The organism is Shimia sp. W99 (genome assembly GCF_053851455.3).
This window is the reverse complement of the sequence record NZ_JBSQBU020000001.1, coordinates 1,755,800-1,772,427: the sequence shown is the minus strand read 5'-3', so window position 1 is coordinate 1,772,427 and position 16,628 is coordinate 1,755,800. Positions and strand designations below refer to the sequence as shown.

The window sequence follows — 16,628 nt, the reverse complement described above, 5'->3', positions numbered from 1 at the left end:
GGCACAGGATGGGCGAAAGATGTGGCTGGGCCGGAAGTGAGCCGATCTATCAGACGTATCACGACACGGAATGGGGCGTGCCGGAATATGACGGGCGTGCGCTTTGGGAAAAGCTGATCCTCGACGGGTTCCAAGCGGGGCTGAGCTGGATCACGATCTTGAAAAAGCGTGACAATTTTCGCGTGGCTTTTCAAGGCTTTGACCCGGATGTGATTGCGAACTGGGGCGAGGTGGATGTGGAACGTTTGTTGCAGGACACGGGCATCATCCGGCATCGGGGTAAGATCGAGGCCACCATCGGCAATGCCCGTGCCTTTCAGGAGATCGAGGCCGGTGAAGGGTTCAGTCGCTTCGTATGGAAATACGTGGATCATGCGCCCTTGCAAAACAGCTGGGCGCGGCTTGAGGACGTGCCCGCCCATACCGATTTATCGAAACAAGTTTCGAAAGATTTGAAGAAAGCCGGGTTTCGCTTTTGCGGACCGACAATCGTTTACGCGTGGATGCAGGCCTGTGGTGTGGTCAATGATCATGTCGTGACATGCCCGCGTCACGCGGAGCTGTCATAACTCCGGAACAGGGAAAGGGGTCGACATGATCAGGTCGTTGGTGACGGTTCTGGGGATGACATTGGCGGCAAGCGGCGTGGCGCTGGCCTGTGGCTTCCACGGCTATGTGCCCGAGGCAACCGCGGTGGACCGGCTCTTGGCCAGCGACCGCGTGGTGCTCGCGCGGCCCTCTGCGGAGAACCCGTTTCGCTATGCGGCGGAAACGATCCTGCGCGGTCCGGAGGCCGAAGTGGATATCCCGTATCTGGTGGATTCGGGGACGCGGCGCAGGCTGGGCGCCAATATGGATCACTCGGTTCTTTTCGCGCGGGATGGAACGGATGGGACGTGGCATCGCGTTGCCTATCTTGATCCGGGTTTCGACGCAGTGATGGATGCGGTTCTGGTGCGTCTGGACGAATGGCGGCTTGGCGGGGATTGGGAGCGATACCAGTTTTTCGCTGATCTGCTTGGGCATCCGCATCCGGCGGCGGTGCGGTTGGCGCTTGGTGAGCTGGACCGGGCGCCGTACCCGGTGTTGGCGGACTTGAACCTGACACCCGATGCAGATCGGCTCTTGGAGGGGATATTTGCGCCCGAGAACCGGGACAGCCTGCCAATCCGCGTGTTGCTGCTCGGATTGAGCGATGCGGACGCGGCGCGGGCATTTCTGCGGCGGCAATTCGAGGGAGCGCGCGTGCCCGGGGGCGTTGTGGCCGGAGCCTATGGCGTGGCCCTGATTGAGAGTGTCGGTTTGGACGGGGTGATGCGTGTGGCCTCTGCCCTTCAGGCGTCGGGGGACCCGGTTCTGCGCGAAAGTCTCATGGAGGCCCTGGCGATGCAGGCCGAAACGGGCGAGGGGCCGCTTGTAGATGAGATCCGCGCGCGGGTTGGCGTGCTTTTGGCGGATGATCCCGATCTGGCGCTGATCGTGGCGCGGCATTTCGGACGGCGGGCGGACTGGTCACAGATCGACATTCTGGACCGGTTGATGGCTTCTGGGAAAATCGACGATCCCGAGACACTGTACGAGGTCGATCAATACCTTCGCGCCGCCACAGAAGCGCTGTTCTGGGAGAACAACTGAGCCGCGTTGCCCTAGCTGAATCCCGGTGTGCCGCGGTCCTCGGGGTGGTGAGCAAGATGGCTTGATTTGATCTGGTCCGAGGTTTCACGGCTTTGGTCATGGCTCCAGCCGGGCGGTGCGATGGCGTACATGAGACGCTCTCGCAAGGTGAGACCGCGTTGGGACATGTCCTTGAAAATGCCGATCCATTCGTGAAAGGCGACGCGCAGGGGATTGAAGGTGCCAAGGTTGTGCACGAGGCCGTAGTCGACCTTTTCGTCGTCCTGTTCGGGAACAAAGGTGCCGAACATCTTGTCCCAGATGATGAACACCCCGGCATAGTTGCAGTCGAGGTAGCGCGCGTTGCGCCCGTGATGGACGCGGTGGTGGCTGGGGGTGTTCATGATGGATTCGAACCAGCGGGGCAGTTTGTGGATGGCCTCGGTGTGAATCCAGAACTGGTAGATCAGGTTGAGCCCGCCACAGAACAGCACCATGGCGGGGTGAAAGCCGAGGAGGATCAGCGGCGCGCGCACGATCATCATGAAGGTGAAGGTGCCGGTCCATGTCTGGCGCAGGGCCGTGGTGAGATTGTAGTGCTGGGAGGAATGGTGGTTCACGTGGCTGGCCCAGACCCAGCGGATACGGTGGCCGAACCGATGCACCCAGTAATAGCGCAGGTCATCCAGCACGAAGCAGAGCACCACCACCCACCAGCTTGTGCCGAGATCAAGTGGCGTGATCTGCCAGAGCACCATGAAGAAGCCCCAGGCGATGAAGCCCAGAAGGATGCCCGAGGCGACGTTGCCCGCGCCCATGATCAGCGAGGTCAGCGCGTCACGCGTCTCATAACGTCCGCCCCGCCCCTTGACCACGATCCAGACCAGTTCGAGCAGGATCGCCACGATGAAGAAGGGAACGGCATAGTTGACGACGTCCGGGTAGGTCAGTTGATCGGTCATGCGGCTCTCATCAAATCTTGCCACGTCTGGCGGTCGGCATCGGGAAGGGTGATCGTGGTATGCGGCGCGCCGACATCGTGGAAATCGACGTGCAGCCCGGTTTTGGTTATGCTGAGGTCGCAGCCGCTCAGGGGGCGGGCGACGGTGTCGGCACCAAGGCACCAGACGAGGCCCGGCCCGGTCTGTGTCGTGATCAGCGCGGCGCGCTGATCGGCGGAAAGGGTGATGTCGGTTGGAAGCTGGTAGGGGAATTCGCGCAGCCATGCAGCGCGGGCATCTTCGGCATCACGCAGTTGGCGCGGGCTGGTCAGCCCGAGCAGGTGCAAGATCACCGCGATCCCGGAAATACCCCCAACAACGAGGATCAGCAAAATCTCCAAAGGCATGCGCCCGTCCTCCCTGCAGCATATTCAATCGCAGGGGCTGGCGGGTTGTCAAAGGTGGCGTGGGGTCAGCCGGAGCGGTGCACGACGCGGCAGACATGCTGGGGCGAAGAGGCGAGCACCCCCTGAAGATGCTTTGGTGTATTGCGTAACAGCTTGCGCGCGGATTTGGTACAACGTTTCAAAGCCTCGCGGTCGGCGGACGCGCGGGAATGTTCGGCCCATGAATAGCCGATCGCGCCGTTGTCGGACATGGCAAAGGCGCCATAACGCTCTACATCCTGGAGCCGGATATATTCGCGGAAATCCTGATTGCCGCTGCGCGATAGGGTCAGGCCGGATTCGGTTGGGTCATATTTCTTGGGCAACACGCGGGCATAAAGGATACAGCCCTGCGGATCGACTGATTTGGACTCGCAGGAGGTGCGGGCGTGGGTTTCGGCTGTCTCGAGATTGGCGGCATCCCAGTAGGACCCAGCGACATTCTCGGAGAGGTTGGCGAAGAAGGCACCGTAGAATTGTCCCTTGCGCCTGAACTGTTTGAATTCGCGCCGCGCGTCACCCTTGAGGGGGGCGTCAAGCAACTGTTGCAGGCGAGAGCGTTTCTTCTCGACATTGATATCCTGGGCCTGCAGGGCGGGTGCGGATACAAGCGCGGCAATCAAAAGGACCACGGATGCAAGGCGGGTCGTCATCGGCAGTCTTTCACGGGGTGCCACGCGCCTATTGCGCCGCGGTCTTTTCAATCACGGCCGAGATGATAGCACGGGCATTTTCGCTCGACCAGTCCGCATCTCCTTGAAGTCGCGCGATTTCCTGCCCTTCGCGGTCAATCAGAACGGTTGCCGGAAGCCCCAGAACGGCCATGTCGCGCGCCAGCATCTGCTTGGGGTCACGGTGGAGCGGCAGGTTGTCGACGCCAATTTCTTCGAAGAACTTTTTCATTGCGGGCACCATGTTGCGCCCGGTGGCCAGCGTGACGACTTCGAAGTCGTCACCGCCCAGTTCGCTTTGCAGCTCCGATAGCATGGGCATTTCGTGGCGGCAGGGGGCACACCAAGTCGCCCAGAAGTTAAGAAGCACCACCTTGCCACGGTATTGGGCAAGGGTTGCCTCGCCGCCGTCTTCGGTTGTGAACGCCTTGTCCGAGACGGCGCGGGGGGCGGAGTGGAAATTGAGCTTGCGCATGTCGCCGGTCCGCATTTCGGCAATCGCGGCGGTATCCAGCGATGCCCCGGCGGTGGCGGGGTTTTTCAGGGCGACAAAGGTGACAGCTGCAATTGCGATTGCGGCCAGCCCCGTATAAACCAGCGCGGACTTCGACATTCTTATCTTCCCTCCGAAGGGCATATCATGACCAAAGACACCTCGAACCAGATGTGGGGCGGCCGCTTTGCCGCCGGACCGGACGCAATCATGGAGGCGATCAACGCCTCGATCGGGTTCGATCAGCGGATGGCGGCACAGGACATTGCCGGTTCCAGGGCCCACGCGGCGATGCTCGCCAAGGCAGGCATCCTGACAGATAGCGATGCCGAGGCCATTCGGGAAGGGCTTCTCACGGTGTTGTCAGAGATTGACGCAGGGACGTTCGCGTTTTCCACCGCCCTGGAAGACATTCACATGAACGTGGAAGCGCGGCTGAAGGAAATCATCGGTGAACCGGCTGGACGTCTGCACACGGGGCGGTCGCGTAATGATCAGGTGGCGACGGATTTCAAGCTTTGGGTGCGGGATCAGATCGACGCGGCGATCTCGGGTCTGGAGGCGCTGATCCGGGCGCTTTTGGTGCAGGCCGAAGCGGGTGCGGAATGGGTGATGCCCGGCTTCACGCATTTGCAGACGGCGCAGCCAGTAACATGGGGACATCACATGATGGCCTATGTCGAGATGTTCGGGCGGGACCGGTCGCGTTTCCAGGACGCACGCAAGCGGATGAACGAATCGCCGCTTGGCGCGGCGGCTCTGGCCGGGACGTCTTTCCCGATTGACCGGCATATGACCGCAGAGGCGCTGGGCTTTGATCGTCCGGCGGCGAACTCGCTTGATGCCGTATCGGACCGGGATTTCGCGCTGGAGTTTCTAGCTGCGGCGTCGATCTGTGCGATGCACCTGTCGCGCTTTGCCGAAGAGCTGGTGATCTGGTCCTCGGCGCAGTTCCGCTTTGTCACCCTTTCGGACCGGTTCTCGACCGGCTCGTCGATCATGCCCCAGAAGAAGAACCCGGATGCGGCCGAATTGATCCGCGCCAAGATCGGGCGGATTTTCGGGGCCAATACCGCGCTGTTGATGGTGATGAAGGGGCTGCCGCTGGCCTATTCCAAGGACATGCAGGAAGACAAGGAACAGGTGTTTGACGCGGCCGATAACCTGATGCTGGCGCTGGCGGCGATGGAAGGCATGGTCAAGGACATGTCGGCCAACCGCGAGAGCCTTGAAGCGGCGGCGGGCAGCGGGTTTTCGACCGCCACCGATCTTGCCGACTGGCTGGTGCGGGCGCTCAACATGCCGTTCCGCGATGCGCATCACGTGACGGGCACGCTGGTGGCCATGGCCGAGGCACGTGGATGTGATTTGCCGGACCTGACGCTGGCCGATATGCAGGAAGTGCACGCAGCCATCACCGAGGACGTGTTTGGCGTGCTGGGTGTGCATAATTCGGTCGCGTCGCGCATGTCGTATGGCGGCACCGCGCCGGATCAGGTTCGCGCTCAGGTGGCGCGCTGGAAGGAAATGATGGAATGAGAATTCTGGGTGCACTTGCATTGGTTGCCAGCGTGGCGGCCTGTAACACGACCACCACGTCGACCGCGCCGAGCCCGGCGCCCGCTTCGGGGACCGGGGTGACGGTGTCGGGCGATGTCACGGTGGGCGTGCGCTCCGGGCCCAGCTATTCGTCCCATAGTGGCTATGCAACGCCGCACGGGGGCTGCAATGGTGGCGCTCATTGTGGTTATGGGCGCTGACGGGTGCGGTCCCGTGCGGCCAAATTGAGTGAGTGATGAAATGAGACTGGCTGTTTTGCTTTCCGTGATGGTCGTGCTGGGGGCCTGTGTCAGCAGCACGGGTGGTACACCCTATGGCAACACGTCCAAGACCGGCAACCTTGGCTATGCGACGCCGGTGGGTGGCTGCAATGGTGGCGCGGAGTGTGGCCGGGGCCGCTGAGGCTGTGTTTTGCAGAATCTGTTGCGGGGCGGTATGATGGCCCTCTGCTTTTTGGGGGATCCAGGTCGTGTTGCGAGTCGTCTTTCTGTGTTTGAGTGGGGTGGTCCTTGCAGGGTGTGGCGTTGACGGAGAGCCGTGGACGCCCACGATGGGGGCCAATATCGGGATCAGTCCGAGCGGGGTTTACACCTCCGGGCATGTGGGGGCCACGAATGGTCCTTTCAGCATCACGATCGGCGGTGGCTGCGGGTATGACCGCTGCTGGTAGCGCGCCGCCTTGCGCAATCAAAGCTTGATCCGGGTTGGGGGTGTCTGCGTATCCTGACGACTGAGGCAGACACATGCGGAGCGCGAACATGTCCCCTTTGAGATTGGTTTTCCTGGGCCTGGCTATTTGGGGTGCGGTGCATCCGATGAGCTACTTTGTGCCGTGGCTGATGGAAAACGGTGTCGATCTTTCCGCGCTGGTGGCGGCATGGAAAGTGAGTGCGGCGACGACGGGGCTCTATTGGGACCTGGTCATTGCCGCTGTCGCGCTGACGATCTGGATTGTCGCGGAAGTGGCGGTGCGGCGCAACTGGGTGGCGTTGATTGCGATTCCCGCGACATTCCTGATCGGGGTGAGCTGTGGCCTGCCTCTTTACCTGTTCCTGCGTGCCAAGCCTGTGACGTAAGAGGGGGCCAGCCCCCTCGGTTTGAAAATGCGCGCATTTTCAACCCTCACCCCCGGGGTATTTTTGGAAAAAGAAAGTGCGGGCGCGGTGCGCGGTTGAAGCGGATTGAATGACTCTTCGCGGCTGGCTATGAGGGTTCGGACGGGTATCAGGAGACGCCGGACATGGATCATTTTCTTTACCGAGACGGTGCGCTTTTTGCCGAGGACGTTCCGGTGGCCGAAATCGCGGCTGCGGTGGGAACGCCGTTCTACTGCTATTCGACGGCCACGCTGGAGCGGCATTTCCGCCTGTTCGATGAGGCGTTGGAGGGGGTGGACCACCTTGTCTGTTACGCCATGAAGGCCGCGAGCAATCAGGCCATTCTCAAGACGCTCGCGGCACTGGGTGCCGGCATGGACGTTGTATCGGGGGGCGAATACGCGCGTGCAATTGCCGCCGGTGTACCGGGGGATCGGATCGTGTTTTCTGGTGTCGGCAAGACCCGCGAGGAGATCGCGACCGTTCTGGCGGGCGGTATTCGACAGTTCAACGTCGAGAGTGAGCCGGAGATGGAAGCGATCAACGCCGTGGCGTTGGAAATGGGGGTTGTGGCGCCAATCACGGTGCGGGTGAACCCGGATGTGGATGCCAAGACCCACGCCAAGATCGCGACCGGAAAGTCGGAGAACAAGTTCGGCATCCCGATCAGCCGGGCGCGCGAAGTTTATGCCCATGCCGCCAGCCTGAAGGGGTTGAAGGTGGTCGGGATCGACGTGCATATCGGCAGCCAGCTGACCCAGTTGGAGCCATTCGAGCTGGCCTATCGGAAGGTTGCCGAGCTGACCGAGCAGCTGCGCAGCGACGGGCACGAGATCATCCGGCTGGACCTTGGGGGCGGGCTGGGTATCCCTTATGAGCGCTCCAACACCGCACCTCCCTTGCCGGTGGAATATGGCGCGATGGTCAAGCGGGTGCTGGGACATCTGGACGTGGAGATCGAGATCGAGCCGGGGCGGTTGATCGCCGGGAATGCCGGGATCATGGTCAGCAAGGTGATATATGTGAAGTCCGGCGAGGACCGGGAGTTCCTGATCGTGGACGGGGCGATGAACGATCTGATCCGCCCGGCCATGTACGAGGCGCATCATGACATCGTGCCGGTGATCGAGGCCGAGCCGGGGCTGGAGCCGGTGCGTTATGACATCGTGGGGCCGGTCTGTGAGAGCGGGGACACGTTTGCCAAGGGGCGCGCGATGACGCCTCTGGCGGCGGGCGACCTGATCGCGTTTCGCAGCGCGGGCGCCTACGGGGCGGTGATGGCGAGTGAATACAACTCGCGGCCCTTGATTCCCGAGGTTCTGGTGAAAGGGGATCAATTTGCGGTTATCCGCCGACGCCCGACCTATGAAGAGATGATAAACCGCGATAGCATCCCTACATGGCTATAAGGTCGTATCGGCCGTAAGCCTTGTGGATGGAGCGTCGTGGAACACCGATCTGAGGCTGACACTGCATTGAAAAGGCTGGGCTGGGTGCTTGGCCTGACACGGCTTGGCCTTCTGGCCGAGCGTGTGACGCGGGCGTTCTGGCCGCTTTGGTCCCTTGTTTTCCTTGTTTTGGCCGCCTTGATGATGGGCGTGCAGGATGTACTGCCGCTTGAGGCGGTATGGACATTGGCGGCGTTGGCCGTGCTGGGAGCATTGGTGGCGTTGGTGGCTGGCATGCGCGGTTTCGCGGTTCCCACGCGTGCTGATGCGCTGGCGCGGCTGGATGCGACCCTGCCGGGGCGGCCGATTCAGGCCTTGATGGATCATCCGGCGATTGGTGAGCGGGACGCGGGAAGCCGGGCGATCTGGCAGGCGCACCAGTCGCGGATGGCGGAGCGGACGCGCGCGGCGCGGCCCGTGGAGCCCGACCTGCGGGTGTCGCGGCTCGATCCGTTCGGGCTGCGATACATCGCGGTGCTGGCGCTGGCGGTGGCGGTCTTGTTCGGCTCGGTTGCCCGCGTTGGAAGCGTGGCCGAGATGGCGCCCGGATCGGGCGCGGCGTTGGCTGCGGGGCCGACCTGGGAAGGCTGGATCGAACCGCCCGGCTATACCGGACGCCCGGCGCTTTATCTCAATGATCTGGAGCCGGGGACGCTGGAGTTGCCCGAAGGCAGCCGGGTTCTGATGCGGCTCTATGGCGAGGTGGGCGCGCTGAGCGTCGCCGAGACAGTATCGGGACGGATTGGCGAAGTGCCGAGCGCGTCCGAACCGGAGCAGGATTTCATCATCTCACAGTCAGGAAATCTCGAGGTGCTGGGGCCGGGGGGACGTGTATGGCGCATCGACATGATCGCCGATGCAGCGCCCAAGATCGTGATCAACGGGTCAGCGGAGGTGTCCGGACGTGGCGAGATGACACTGCCTTTCGCGGCGGAGGATGACTATGGAATCAAGGGCGGCTCAGCAGTGATCGCGCTTGACCTTGGGGCGGTGGACCGCCGCTTCGGGTTGGCAACGCCGCCCGAGTCGCGACCTGTGGTCACGGTGCCCTTGCCGTTGCCGATCACGGGGGATCGCGCCGCGTTCGAAGAAGTCCTGATCGAGGATTTTTCGAAACATCCGTGGGCGCATTTGCCCGTTACGGTGACACTGTCGGTGGAGGATGACGCGAGCCATGTCGGGCAGGCTCTTCCCGAGGCAATGCTCTTGCCCGCCAGGCGGTTTTTCGATCCGTTGGCGGCGGCGGTGGTGGAGTTGCGGCGCGACCTGTTGTGGTCTCGCGAGAACGCCCGCCGCGTGGCGCAATTGATGCGGGCAATATCGCATCGGCCGGAAGACGGGGTGTTCAAGAAAGAGACCGACTATTTGCGGATGCGTACGATCCTGAGGCGGTTGGAAGCTTATTCCGCGCGCGGGCTGGATGCAGAGCACCGTGACGAGATCGCGGAGGCGCTCTGGGATCTGGCGTTGAAGCTGGAAGAAGGTGATCTGGGCAGCGCGCTTGAACGGTTACAGCGGGCGCAGGAACGGCTTTCGGAGGCGATGAAGAACGGGGCCAGCGACGCGGAAATCGCGCAGTTGATGCAGGAGTTGCGCGAGGCGACCGAGGATTACATGCGCGAGCTGGCACGGCGTAACCAGCAGGACGGCGAAGAGGGCGAGGAACAGCAGCTTTCCGAGAATTCCATGCAGATGACGCAGGACGACCTGCAGCGCATGATGGATCGCATTCAGGAGTTGATGGAACAGGGCCGGATGGCCGAGGCCCAGCAGGCGCTGGATGAGTTGCGCCGGATGATGGAGAACATGCGCGTTACGCAAGGCCAGGGGCAGCAGAGCCCCGGAGAACAGGCGATGGAAGGGCTTGCCGAGACCCTGCGCGAACAGCAGGGCCTGTCGGATGAAGCGTTCCGCGAATTGCAGGAACAGTTTAACCCGAACGCCCAGAGCGGCCAATCGCAGGAGAATCAGGGCTATAGCGGTGGTGACGGGCGCGGCGAGGCGCATGACGGCACTGGTCAGGGACGTGGCGAGGGCGAGGAAGGAACCGCGCAGGGGCAACAGCCGGGTCAAGGCGAACTGGAAGACCGGCAGCGGGCCTTGCGCGAGGAACTGAACCGGCAGATGGGCAACCTTCCCGGACAGGGCACGCCCGAAGGCGACGCGGCACGCGAGGCGCTTGGACGCGCGGACGAGGCCATGGAAGGGGCCGAAGACGCGCTGCGCGAAGATGATCTGGCCGAGGCGATCGACCGGCAGGCCGAAGCGATGGAAGCGCTGCGCGAAGGCATGCGCAATCTTGGCGAAGCGATGGCGCAGCAGCAGCGGCAGGGCCAGCAGGGCACTGCGGAAAACCAGGGCAATGCGCAGGACCCGCTTGGGCGCAGCGCAGGCAACCGGGGGCCGTCAGGCACCGATGAGGGGTTGCTGCAGGGTGAAGACGTGTATCGGCAGGCACGTCGGCTGCTTGACGAGATCCGGCGCCGGGCGGGCGAGAGCGCGCGACCTGAAGCCGAGCGCAATTACCTTGAGCGGTTGCTGGATCGGTTCTGAAGCGATAGCCGAGGCGTGACTCGCGCGCACCCGTGGTGCGCGACGACCCACCCGCCCCGGCCTCTTTTTGCTTTAAGATCCGGAGGCGATGTTGTTCAGCATCAGAAAGAGATTCGTGACCTGAGAGTCGAGCCAGACGCGGCCATTGTTGGCGCCGGAAACGAAGCTTTCCAGATAAGGGGCTGCCGGGGGATAGGCCGCCGCGATTTCCTGGTGCTTCGAGTAGGCAAGGATCGCCAGCAAAGCCAGGAGCAGGACGATAACGAACCCGATCCGGAACCCGCGTTTCCTGCTGGCCTCGCTGGACACGGCCGGGTCCGCGTTTGGCGAAAGGCTGGCTTCGCTGCTGCCACGCAGGGTGGAGTTGATTTCCTCGATATCGGGAAGCAACTCACGCCTGGATTCGGCTTTTTGCGCCATCGGTTCGGCGGGCGCGGAAGGTTCGTCTTCTTCGGTTGGCAGGCCGCGCAGGCGGCGCATCCGGGCCTTGGCCTGAAGCGCATGACGATCGGATTCCGTTTCGGGCGCGCGCAATCCGAGTTCGGTTTGCGTCTCGAGCGTTTCTGCGGCGCGCACGCGGGCTTCGTGCTCGGCTTCCTCGCGCAGCACGTCTGCGATGGCGGGATCCAGTCCTCTGCGGGTTGCAGCGTCGGGCACGGGGGGCTCTTCTTCGAGAGCGTCATCCGCGTCCGTGTCATCTGCGTCCGTGTCGTCGCCGGTTTGATCATCGTCGCCCCGGAGATCGTCCTTTGCCGGGACCGTTTCGGTATCCTGAGTGGACTCCTCGGCCGCTGTGGTGTCCTCAGCCCAGGCGTCTTCTTCCCAGGGGTCGGATTCCAGTTCCCAATCCTCTTCGGCTTCGTCTAACAGCCCATCGCCCTCGGCGTCGGGGGCTTCGTCTTCGTCCCCAAGCGAGATTTCAGGCGGCTCGACCTCATCAAAGGGCGGCGTGTCGTCCGCATTCTCGTCTTCGGTCTCTTCCTCTGGAAGGTGTTCGGACAAGGCGAACGGTTCGTCTTCCTGCGGTGTTTCGAACTCGGGATGGGATTGGAACCATGTATCCCCGCAGTTGGAGCATTGCACGTCGCGTCCCGCGAGCGGGATCACGTCATCCGGTACTTCGTATTGCGCGCCACAATTCGGGCAGGTAAGCCGCATGGTGTTCCCCCGATATCCCCAAACTTATCGTTATTTACAGGATCATATTCTGTAACTTGCGATCGGGAAAGTGCAAAGCCTTGGCGTGATTGGATTGAATCCATGCCGATGCTCGTGCACAACAAGGCCAGACAGGGGGCCGATCCGTGATCGAACTGGAAAACATTGCTTATAACTATGGTGGCGGCGAATTGCTGAGCGAGATTTCTCTCAAGCTCGCGCCGGGATCGTTTCATTTCCTCACCGGGCCGTCCGGGTCGGGGAAGACCACATTTCTCAAACTGTGCTATGGCGCGCTGATCCCCACGGCGGGGAGTGTACAGCTTTTTGGACAGGACGTGCGCCAGATGGACCGAGATGGCCATGCCCTGGCGCGCCGCCGGATCGGTGTGGTGCACCAGGACTGCCAGTTTCTCGACCATCTGCCGGTGGCGGACAACGTGGCGCTACCGCTGACCGTTTCGGGACGGGATTCGCTGGAACAGGTGTCGAACCTCAAGGAGTTGCTAAACTGGGTGGGGCTTGGGCATCGTGCCAGCGCCCTGCCGCCGGAACTGTCTGGTGGTGAACGGCAGCGGGCGGCGTTGGCACGGGCGGTGATCATGTCGCCCGAGGTGGTACTGGCCGATGAACCGACAGGCAACGTGGACTGGGAAATGTCCCAACGCCTGTTGCAATTGCTGGTCGAACTCAACCGGATGGGCAAGACCATCCTGATCGCCACCCATGACTTGAACCTGATCCGCACGGCCAAGCATCATGTGCAGGCACGGGTCCTGCGGATTTCGAACCGCAAGTTGCAGCTGGCGGGGGCGGATCTGTGAGCATTCGCAATATGATAGCAACTGTTGTTGCAGGAGATGCCCAGGCCGACCGCGTGGTGCCGCCAACCGGGTTTACCGCGCGTCTGACATTGTTCGCAGCCGGAACCATGGCGTTTCTCACGGTGTTTGCGCTTGCCCTGTCGCTGGCGTCCGGGCGGTTGGCCCAACGTTGGGGTGACGAGTTGGCGCAGAGCTCGACGTTGCGGATTTCCGCGCCCGCCGAACAGTTGGATGCGCAGACGGCGGCGGCCTTGCGGCTGTTGGAAACCACGCCCGGCATCGCTTCGGCGCGTGCGCTGAGTGACAAGGAACAGCGCGCGCTTCTGGAACCTTGGTTCGGGCCGGATCTTCCGGTCGACAGCCTGCCGATCCCGCAGTTGATCGAGATCCGCGAAACCGATGACGGGTATGATTCCGCCGGGCTTCGGCTTCGGTTGCAGGCCGAAGTGCCCGGGGCGGTGCTTGATGACCACACGCGTTGGCGCAAACCGCTGGAACGGGCGGCAGGGCGCTTGCGACTGTTGGGGTGGGTTGCGATTGCCCTGATCGGAGCCACGACGGGGGCCATGATCACGCTTGCGGCGAATGCGGCGCTGGCCGCCAACGCGCAGGTGATCTCGGTGCTGCGTCTGATCGGGGCGCGGGACAGTTATATCGCGCGGGCTTTTGTACGCCGCTTTACCCTGCGGGCGCTGGCAGGAGCCGCGATTGGCACGGTTCTGGGGATAGGGGCGATCCTGCTTTTACCCGCCGCGCAGGATGAGGGCGGGTTCCTGACCGGACTGGGATTTAGCGGCGCCGGGTGGGCGCTGCCGTTAATGATTCCGCTGCTGGCTGCGGTGGTGGCCTATGCGGCCACCGGGGCCGCAGCGCGGCGGACGCTTTCGGAGTTGGCCTGATGCGTTATGCAATCCAGTGGGTACGATCCCTGATCTTCAACACGCAGATGTATGTCGCGATGCTCGTGCTGGGCGTGTTGTTTTTTCCTTGGGCGCTTTTTGACAGTCGCGGCGCCTTGACCGCCTGCAAGACCTATGCGCGGTGGGTGAGGTGGACGGCCAGTTGGATAATTGGTCTAAAGACGGAAGTGCGGGGCACACCGCCCACCGAGCCGGTTCTGATCCCGTCCAAACACCAGTCATTTCTTGATATCCTGATGATCTTTGCCGCCGTGCCCGCAGGCAGGTTCATCATGAAACGTGAATTGATGTGGGCCCCCATACTGGGGCAGTACGCGCTTCGGATCGGGTGTGTGCCGGTCAATCGCGGCAAGCGGGGCGCGGCGATCAAGAAAATGATGGAGGACGTTGCCTCGGGCGCGGCCAAGCCGGGGCAGTTGATCATCTATTCGCAAGGGACGCGGGTCGCGCCCGGACACCGGAAACCCTACAAGGTGGGTACCTTCGCGCTTTACAAGCAATTGGGGCAGACCTGTGTGCCCGCAGCAACCAATGTCGGTGTGTTCTGGCCGCGCCATGGGGTGTATCGCAAGCCGGGGTTGGCGGTGGTGGAGTTTCTGGCCCCGATTGAACCGGGCATGAAACAGGCCGAGTTCATGGAGCATCTGGAGCGGGAAGTGGAAGCGAAGTCAGATGCATTGATGCGTGAAGCGGGGTTTGATCCGGATGCAGTGGGTTGAAGATATTGGCGAGCTGGAGCGGCTTTATGGGGATCCCGGCGCGGCCTCGCTGCGCAAGGTGGCACAGGCGCTGACGCCGGAGTACCGGCGCTGGATAAGCCAGTCGCGGTTCTGTGTTGTCTCGACGGCGGGGGTCGGCGGCACGGACGGAAGCCCGCGCGGGGATGACGGTCCAGTGGTGCGGGAACTGGATGAACAGACGCTGGCGATGCCCGATTGGCGGGGCAACAACCGCATGGATACGTTGCGCAATATCGTGGAAGACGGTCGAATTTCTCTGATGTTCATGGTGCCGGGGTCCAATACCGTGGTGCGGGTGAACGGTTTTGCTCGTGTAACGACGGATGCAGCGCTTTGCGAGAGTTTCGAGGTGGATGGGAAGCATCCCCGGTCGGTGATCGTGATCCGGATCGGAGAGGTCTATTTCCAGTGCGCGCGGGCGTTGATGCGGGCGCGGGTCTGGAGCAGCGGAGACGAGAGTGAAGGTTTGCCCAGTGCTGGGGAGTTTCTGTCGGCGTTGACGCGAGGCGAAGAGGGCGGAAAGCCCTATGATGACGCCTGGTTGGAACGGGCCAAAGCGTCAATGTGGTAGGGGGCAAGGGATTTCGAAATGCCTTGGAAAGCGGGTTCGAACCCGTTTGGCGCCGCCCATCAAAAAGGCGGCCGGTTGGGCCGCCTTTTCTCGTTTTTGACCTGATACTTCAGCTGTGGATCGCGCCGTCGCCGCAGGCCAGCGCGGCTTCGCGCACGGCTTCCGAATAGGTCGGGTGAGCGTGGCAGGTCAGGGCAATGTCCTGTGCCGAGGCGCCAAATTCCATGGCAACGCAGATCTCGTGAATCATGTCGCCCGCCGCCGGGCCGATGATGGCGGCGCCAAGGATGCGGTCGGTTTCAGCATCGGCAATCAGTTTCACAAAGCCGTCGCCCTGGTGCACGGCCTTGGCGCGGGCGTTGCCCATGAACATGAACTTGCCGATCTTGGGCTTCTTGCCTTCGGCCTTGAGCGACGCTTCGGTCGCGCCGACGGTGGCAACTTCGGGGGTGGTGTAGACCACGCCGGGGATGACGCCATAGTTGACGTGGCCATGTTTGCCGGCGATCACCTCGGCGACGGCCATGCCTTCGTCTTCGGCCTTGTGGGCCAGCATCGGGCCTTCGATCACGTCGCCAATGGCATAGATGCCGGGCATGTTGGTGGCCCAGTGGGCGTTGGTGGCGATCTGGCCGCGTTCGGTGAGTTTCACGCCAGCGGCGTCGAGGCCGAGACCCTCGACATAGGGTTTACGGCCCGTGGCGACGAGCACGACATCGGCATCGAGCGTCTGTTCCTCGTCGGGTTTTTTCTTGAGCGCGTACTTGACTTTGGCCTTGGTCTTGGTGGCGTCCACGCCCGAGACGGCTGCGCCCATGACGAAGCTAAGCCCCTGTTTTTCAAGGATACGCTTGAAGGTGCGCTGCACGTCGGCATCCATACCGGGGCAGACGGCGTCCATGTATTCCACGACCGTGACTTCGGCGCCGAGGCGGGCATAGACCGAACCGAGTTCGAGGCCGATGACGCCTGCGCCGATCACGACCATTTTCTTCGGGACCTTGGGCAGGTCGAGCGCGCCGGTGCTGTCCACGACGATGCCCTTGTCATTGTCGACTTCGACGCCGGGCAGCGAGGCCGGGACCGAGCCGGAGGCGATCACGATATTCTTGGTCTCGTAGGTGGTGTCACCGACCTTGACTTTGCCTGCGGCTTCGATGCTGGCATAGCCCTTGATCCAGTCTACCTTGTTCTTTTTGAACAGGAATTCGATGCCGCCGGTGTTCTGGCCGACAACGTCGGACTTGTAGGCTTTCATCTGTTTCCAGTCGACGGACGGGCTTTTGCCCTTGAGGCCCATGTCGGCGAAATTGTGTTCGGCTTCGTGCAGCAGGTGGGTGGCGTGCAGCAGGGCCTTGGAGGGGATGCAGCCCACGTTGAGGCAGGTGCCGCCAAGGGTTTCGCGGCCCTCGACCACAGCGGTCTTGAGGCCCAGCTGGGCGCAGCGGATGGCCGACACATAGCCGCCGGGGCCTGCGCCGATGATGATGACGTCATATTGGGACATGGGTCATTTTCCTTTAAAAAACGACGCCCGAAACAGGTTCGGTATCACGTCGGTATTACGTCGGTATCGCGTCGGTGCGATACGG

General features: G+C 62.4%; 18 protein-coding genes. 12 read left to right on the top strand and 6 right to left on the bottom strand.

Translation table 11 applies throughout. The features are described from left to right. The first annotated feature begins 8 nt into the window (after positions 1 to 8). Both ACS3QZ_RS08780 and ACS3QZ_RS08775 read left to right on the top strand, forming a co-directional pair. The gene (locus ACS3QZ_RS08780) at positions 9 to 569 is read left to right on the top strand and encodes a DNA-3-methyladenine glycosylase I (RefSeq protein WP_456037499.1); all 561 of its coding nucleotides are present in this window, start codon (positions 9 to 11) and stop codon (positions 567 to 569) included. Between the two features lie 25 nt (positions 570 to 594). Then, the gene (locus tag ACS3QZ_RS08775; protein WP_456037498.1) at positions 595 to 1,635 is read left to right on the top strand and encodes an ACT domain-containing protein; all 1,041 of its coding nucleotides are present in this window, start codon (positions 595 to 597) and stop codon (positions 1,633 to 1,635) included. A gap of 11 nt (positions 1,636 to 1,646) precedes the next feature. Here ACS3QZ_RS08775 and ACS3QZ_RS08770 read toward each other — a convergent pair whose 3' ends face one another. From ACS3QZ_RS08770 to ACS3QZ_RS08755, 4 genes are all read right to left on the bottom strand, one after another. Then, positions 1,647 to 2,576, bottom strand: a complete 930-nt coding sequence (locus ACS3QZ_RS08770; RefSeq protein ID WP_456037497.1) for a sterol desaturase family protein — start codon at positions 2,574 to 2,576, stop codon at positions 1,647 to 1,649. Beyond that, positions 2,573 to 2,962 carry a hypothetical protein gene (locus tag ACS3QZ_RS08765; protein ID WP_456037496.1) on the bottom strand — a complete coding sequence of 130 codons (390 nt, stop codon included), beginning with the start codon at positions 2,960 to 2,962 and terminating at the stop codon, positions 2,573 to 2,575. The genes ACS3QZ_RS08770 and ACS3QZ_RS08765 overlap by 4 nt, the downstream gene beginning before the upstream one ends. Positions 2,963 to 3,027: 65 nt before the next feature. After that, on the bottom strand, positions 3,028 to 3,654 hold the full coding sequence (locus ACS3QZ_RS08760; protein WP_456037495.1) for a hypothetical protein: 627 nt from the start codon (positions 3,652 to 3,654) through the stop codon (positions 3,028 to 3,030). Positions 3,655 to 3,682: 28 nt separating this feature from the next. Then, on the bottom strand, positions 3,683 to 4,285 hold the full coding sequence (locus tag ACS3QZ_RS08755; protein WP_456037494.1) for a TlpA family protein disulfide reductase: 603 nt from the start codon (positions 4,283 to 4,285) through the stop codon (positions 3,683 to 3,685). Positions 4,286 to 4,312: 27 nt separating this feature from the next. Here ACS3QZ_RS08755 and argH point away from each other — a divergent pair, with 27 nt between their 5' ends. From argH to ACS3QZ_RS08725, 6 genes are all read left to right on the top strand, one after another. After that, a complete protein-coding gene (argH, locus tag ACS3QZ_RS08750; RefSeq protein ID WP_456037493.1) occupies positions 4,313 to 5,704 on the top strand; it encodes an argininosuccinate lyase in 1,392 nt (463 codons plus the stop codon). Further along, positions 5,701 to 5,925 (top strand): hypothetical protein, encoded by a 225-nt coding sequence (locus ACS3QZ_RS08745; RefSeq protein ID WP_456037492.1) that lies wholly within the window; start codon positions 5,701 to 5,703, stop codon positions 5,923 to 5,925. The genes argH and ACS3QZ_RS08745 overlap by 4 nt, the downstream gene beginning before the upstream one ends. Before the next feature lie 40 nt (positions 5,926 to 5,965). Continuing rightward, positions 5,966 to 6,127, top strand: a complete 162-nt coding sequence (locus ACS3QZ_RS08740; protein WP_456037491.1) for a hypothetical protein — start codon at positions 5,966 to 5,968, stop codon at positions 6,125 to 6,127. Positions 6,128 to 6,483: 356 nt separating this feature from the next. Then, positions 6,484 to 6,801 (top strand): DUF2834 domain-containing protein, encoded by a 318-nt coding sequence (locus ACS3QZ_RS08735; protein WP_456037490.1) that lies wholly within the window; start codon positions 6,484 to 6,486, stop codon positions 6,799 to 6,801. A gap of 164 nt (positions 6,802 to 6,965) precedes the next feature. Then, complete coding sequence (gene lysA, locus ACS3QZ_RS08730) at positions 6,966 to 8,231, top strand: diaminopimelate decarboxylase (protein ID WP_456037489.1); 1,266 nt, start codon at positions 6,966 to 6,968, stop codon at positions 8,229 to 8,231. Between the two features lie 36 nt (positions 8,232 to 8,267). After that, positions 8,268 to 10,823: a TIGR02302 family protein gene (locus ACS3QZ_RS08725; protein ID WP_456037488.1), complete on the top strand. Its 2,556-nt coding sequence runs from the start codon at positions 8,268 to 8,270 to the stop codon at positions 10,821 to 10,823. A gap of 72 nt (positions 10,824 to 10,895) precedes the next feature. On the opposite strand, the gene ACS3QZ_RS08720 is transcribed toward ACS3QZ_RS08725, so the two are convergent. After that, positions 10,896 to 11,981 carry a zinc-ribbon domain-containing protein gene (locus ACS3QZ_RS08720; RefSeq protein WP_456037487.1) on the bottom strand — a complete coding sequence of 362 codons (1,086 nt, stop codon included), beginning with the start codon at positions 11,979 to 11,981 and terminating at the stop codon, positions 10,896 to 10,898. A gap of 146 nt (positions 11,982 to 12,127) precedes the next feature. Between ACS3QZ_RS08720 and ACS3QZ_RS08715 the strand changes: the two genes are divergently transcribed. Genes ACS3QZ_RS08715 through ACS3QZ_RS08700 form a run of 4 tightly spaced genes read left to right on the top strand, consistent with a single transcriptional unit; the run spans position 12,128 to position 15,036 of the window. After that, positions 12,128 to 12,805 carry a cell division ATP-binding protein FtsE gene (locus tag ACS3QZ_RS08715; protein ID WP_093090222.1) on the top strand — a complete coding sequence of 226 codons (678 nt, stop codon included), beginning with the start codon at positions 12,128 to 12,130 and terminating at the stop codon, positions 12,803 to 12,805. 11 nt (positions 12,806 to 12,816) lie between these two features. Next, on the top strand, positions 12,817 to 13,704 hold the full coding sequence (locus ACS3QZ_RS08710) for a cell division protein FtsX (protein WP_456037486.1): 888 nt from the start codon (positions 12,817 to 12,819) through the stop codon (positions 13,702 to 13,704). Then, positions 13,704 to 14,444 carry a lysophospholipid acyltransferase family protein gene (locus ACS3QZ_RS08705; RefSeq protein WP_456037485.1) on the top strand — a complete coding sequence of 247 codons (741 nt, stop codon included), beginning with the start codon at positions 13,704 to 13,706 and terminating at the stop codon, positions 14,442 to 14,444. The genes ACS3QZ_RS08710 and ACS3QZ_RS08705 overlap by 1 nt, the downstream gene beginning before the upstream one ends. Next, positions 14,431 to 15,036: a pyridoxamine 5'-phosphate oxidase family protein gene (locus ACS3QZ_RS08700; RefSeq protein ID WP_456037484.1), complete on the top strand. Its 606-nt coding sequence runs from the start codon at positions 14,431 to 14,433 to the stop codon at positions 15,034 to 15,036. Before ACS3QZ_RS08705 ends, ACS3QZ_RS08700 begins: the two co-directional genes overlap by 14 nt. Positions 15,037 to 15,145: 109 nt before the next feature. On the opposite strand, the gene lpdA is transcribed toward ACS3QZ_RS08700, so the two are convergent. Beyond that, a complete protein-coding gene (gene lpdA / locus ACS3QZ_RS08695) occupies positions 15,146 to 16,543 on the bottom strand; it encodes a dihydrolipoyl dehydrogenase (RefSeq protein WP_456037483.1) in 1,398 nt (465 codons plus the stop codon). Between the last annotated feature and the right edge of the window lie 85 nt (positions 16,544 to 16,628).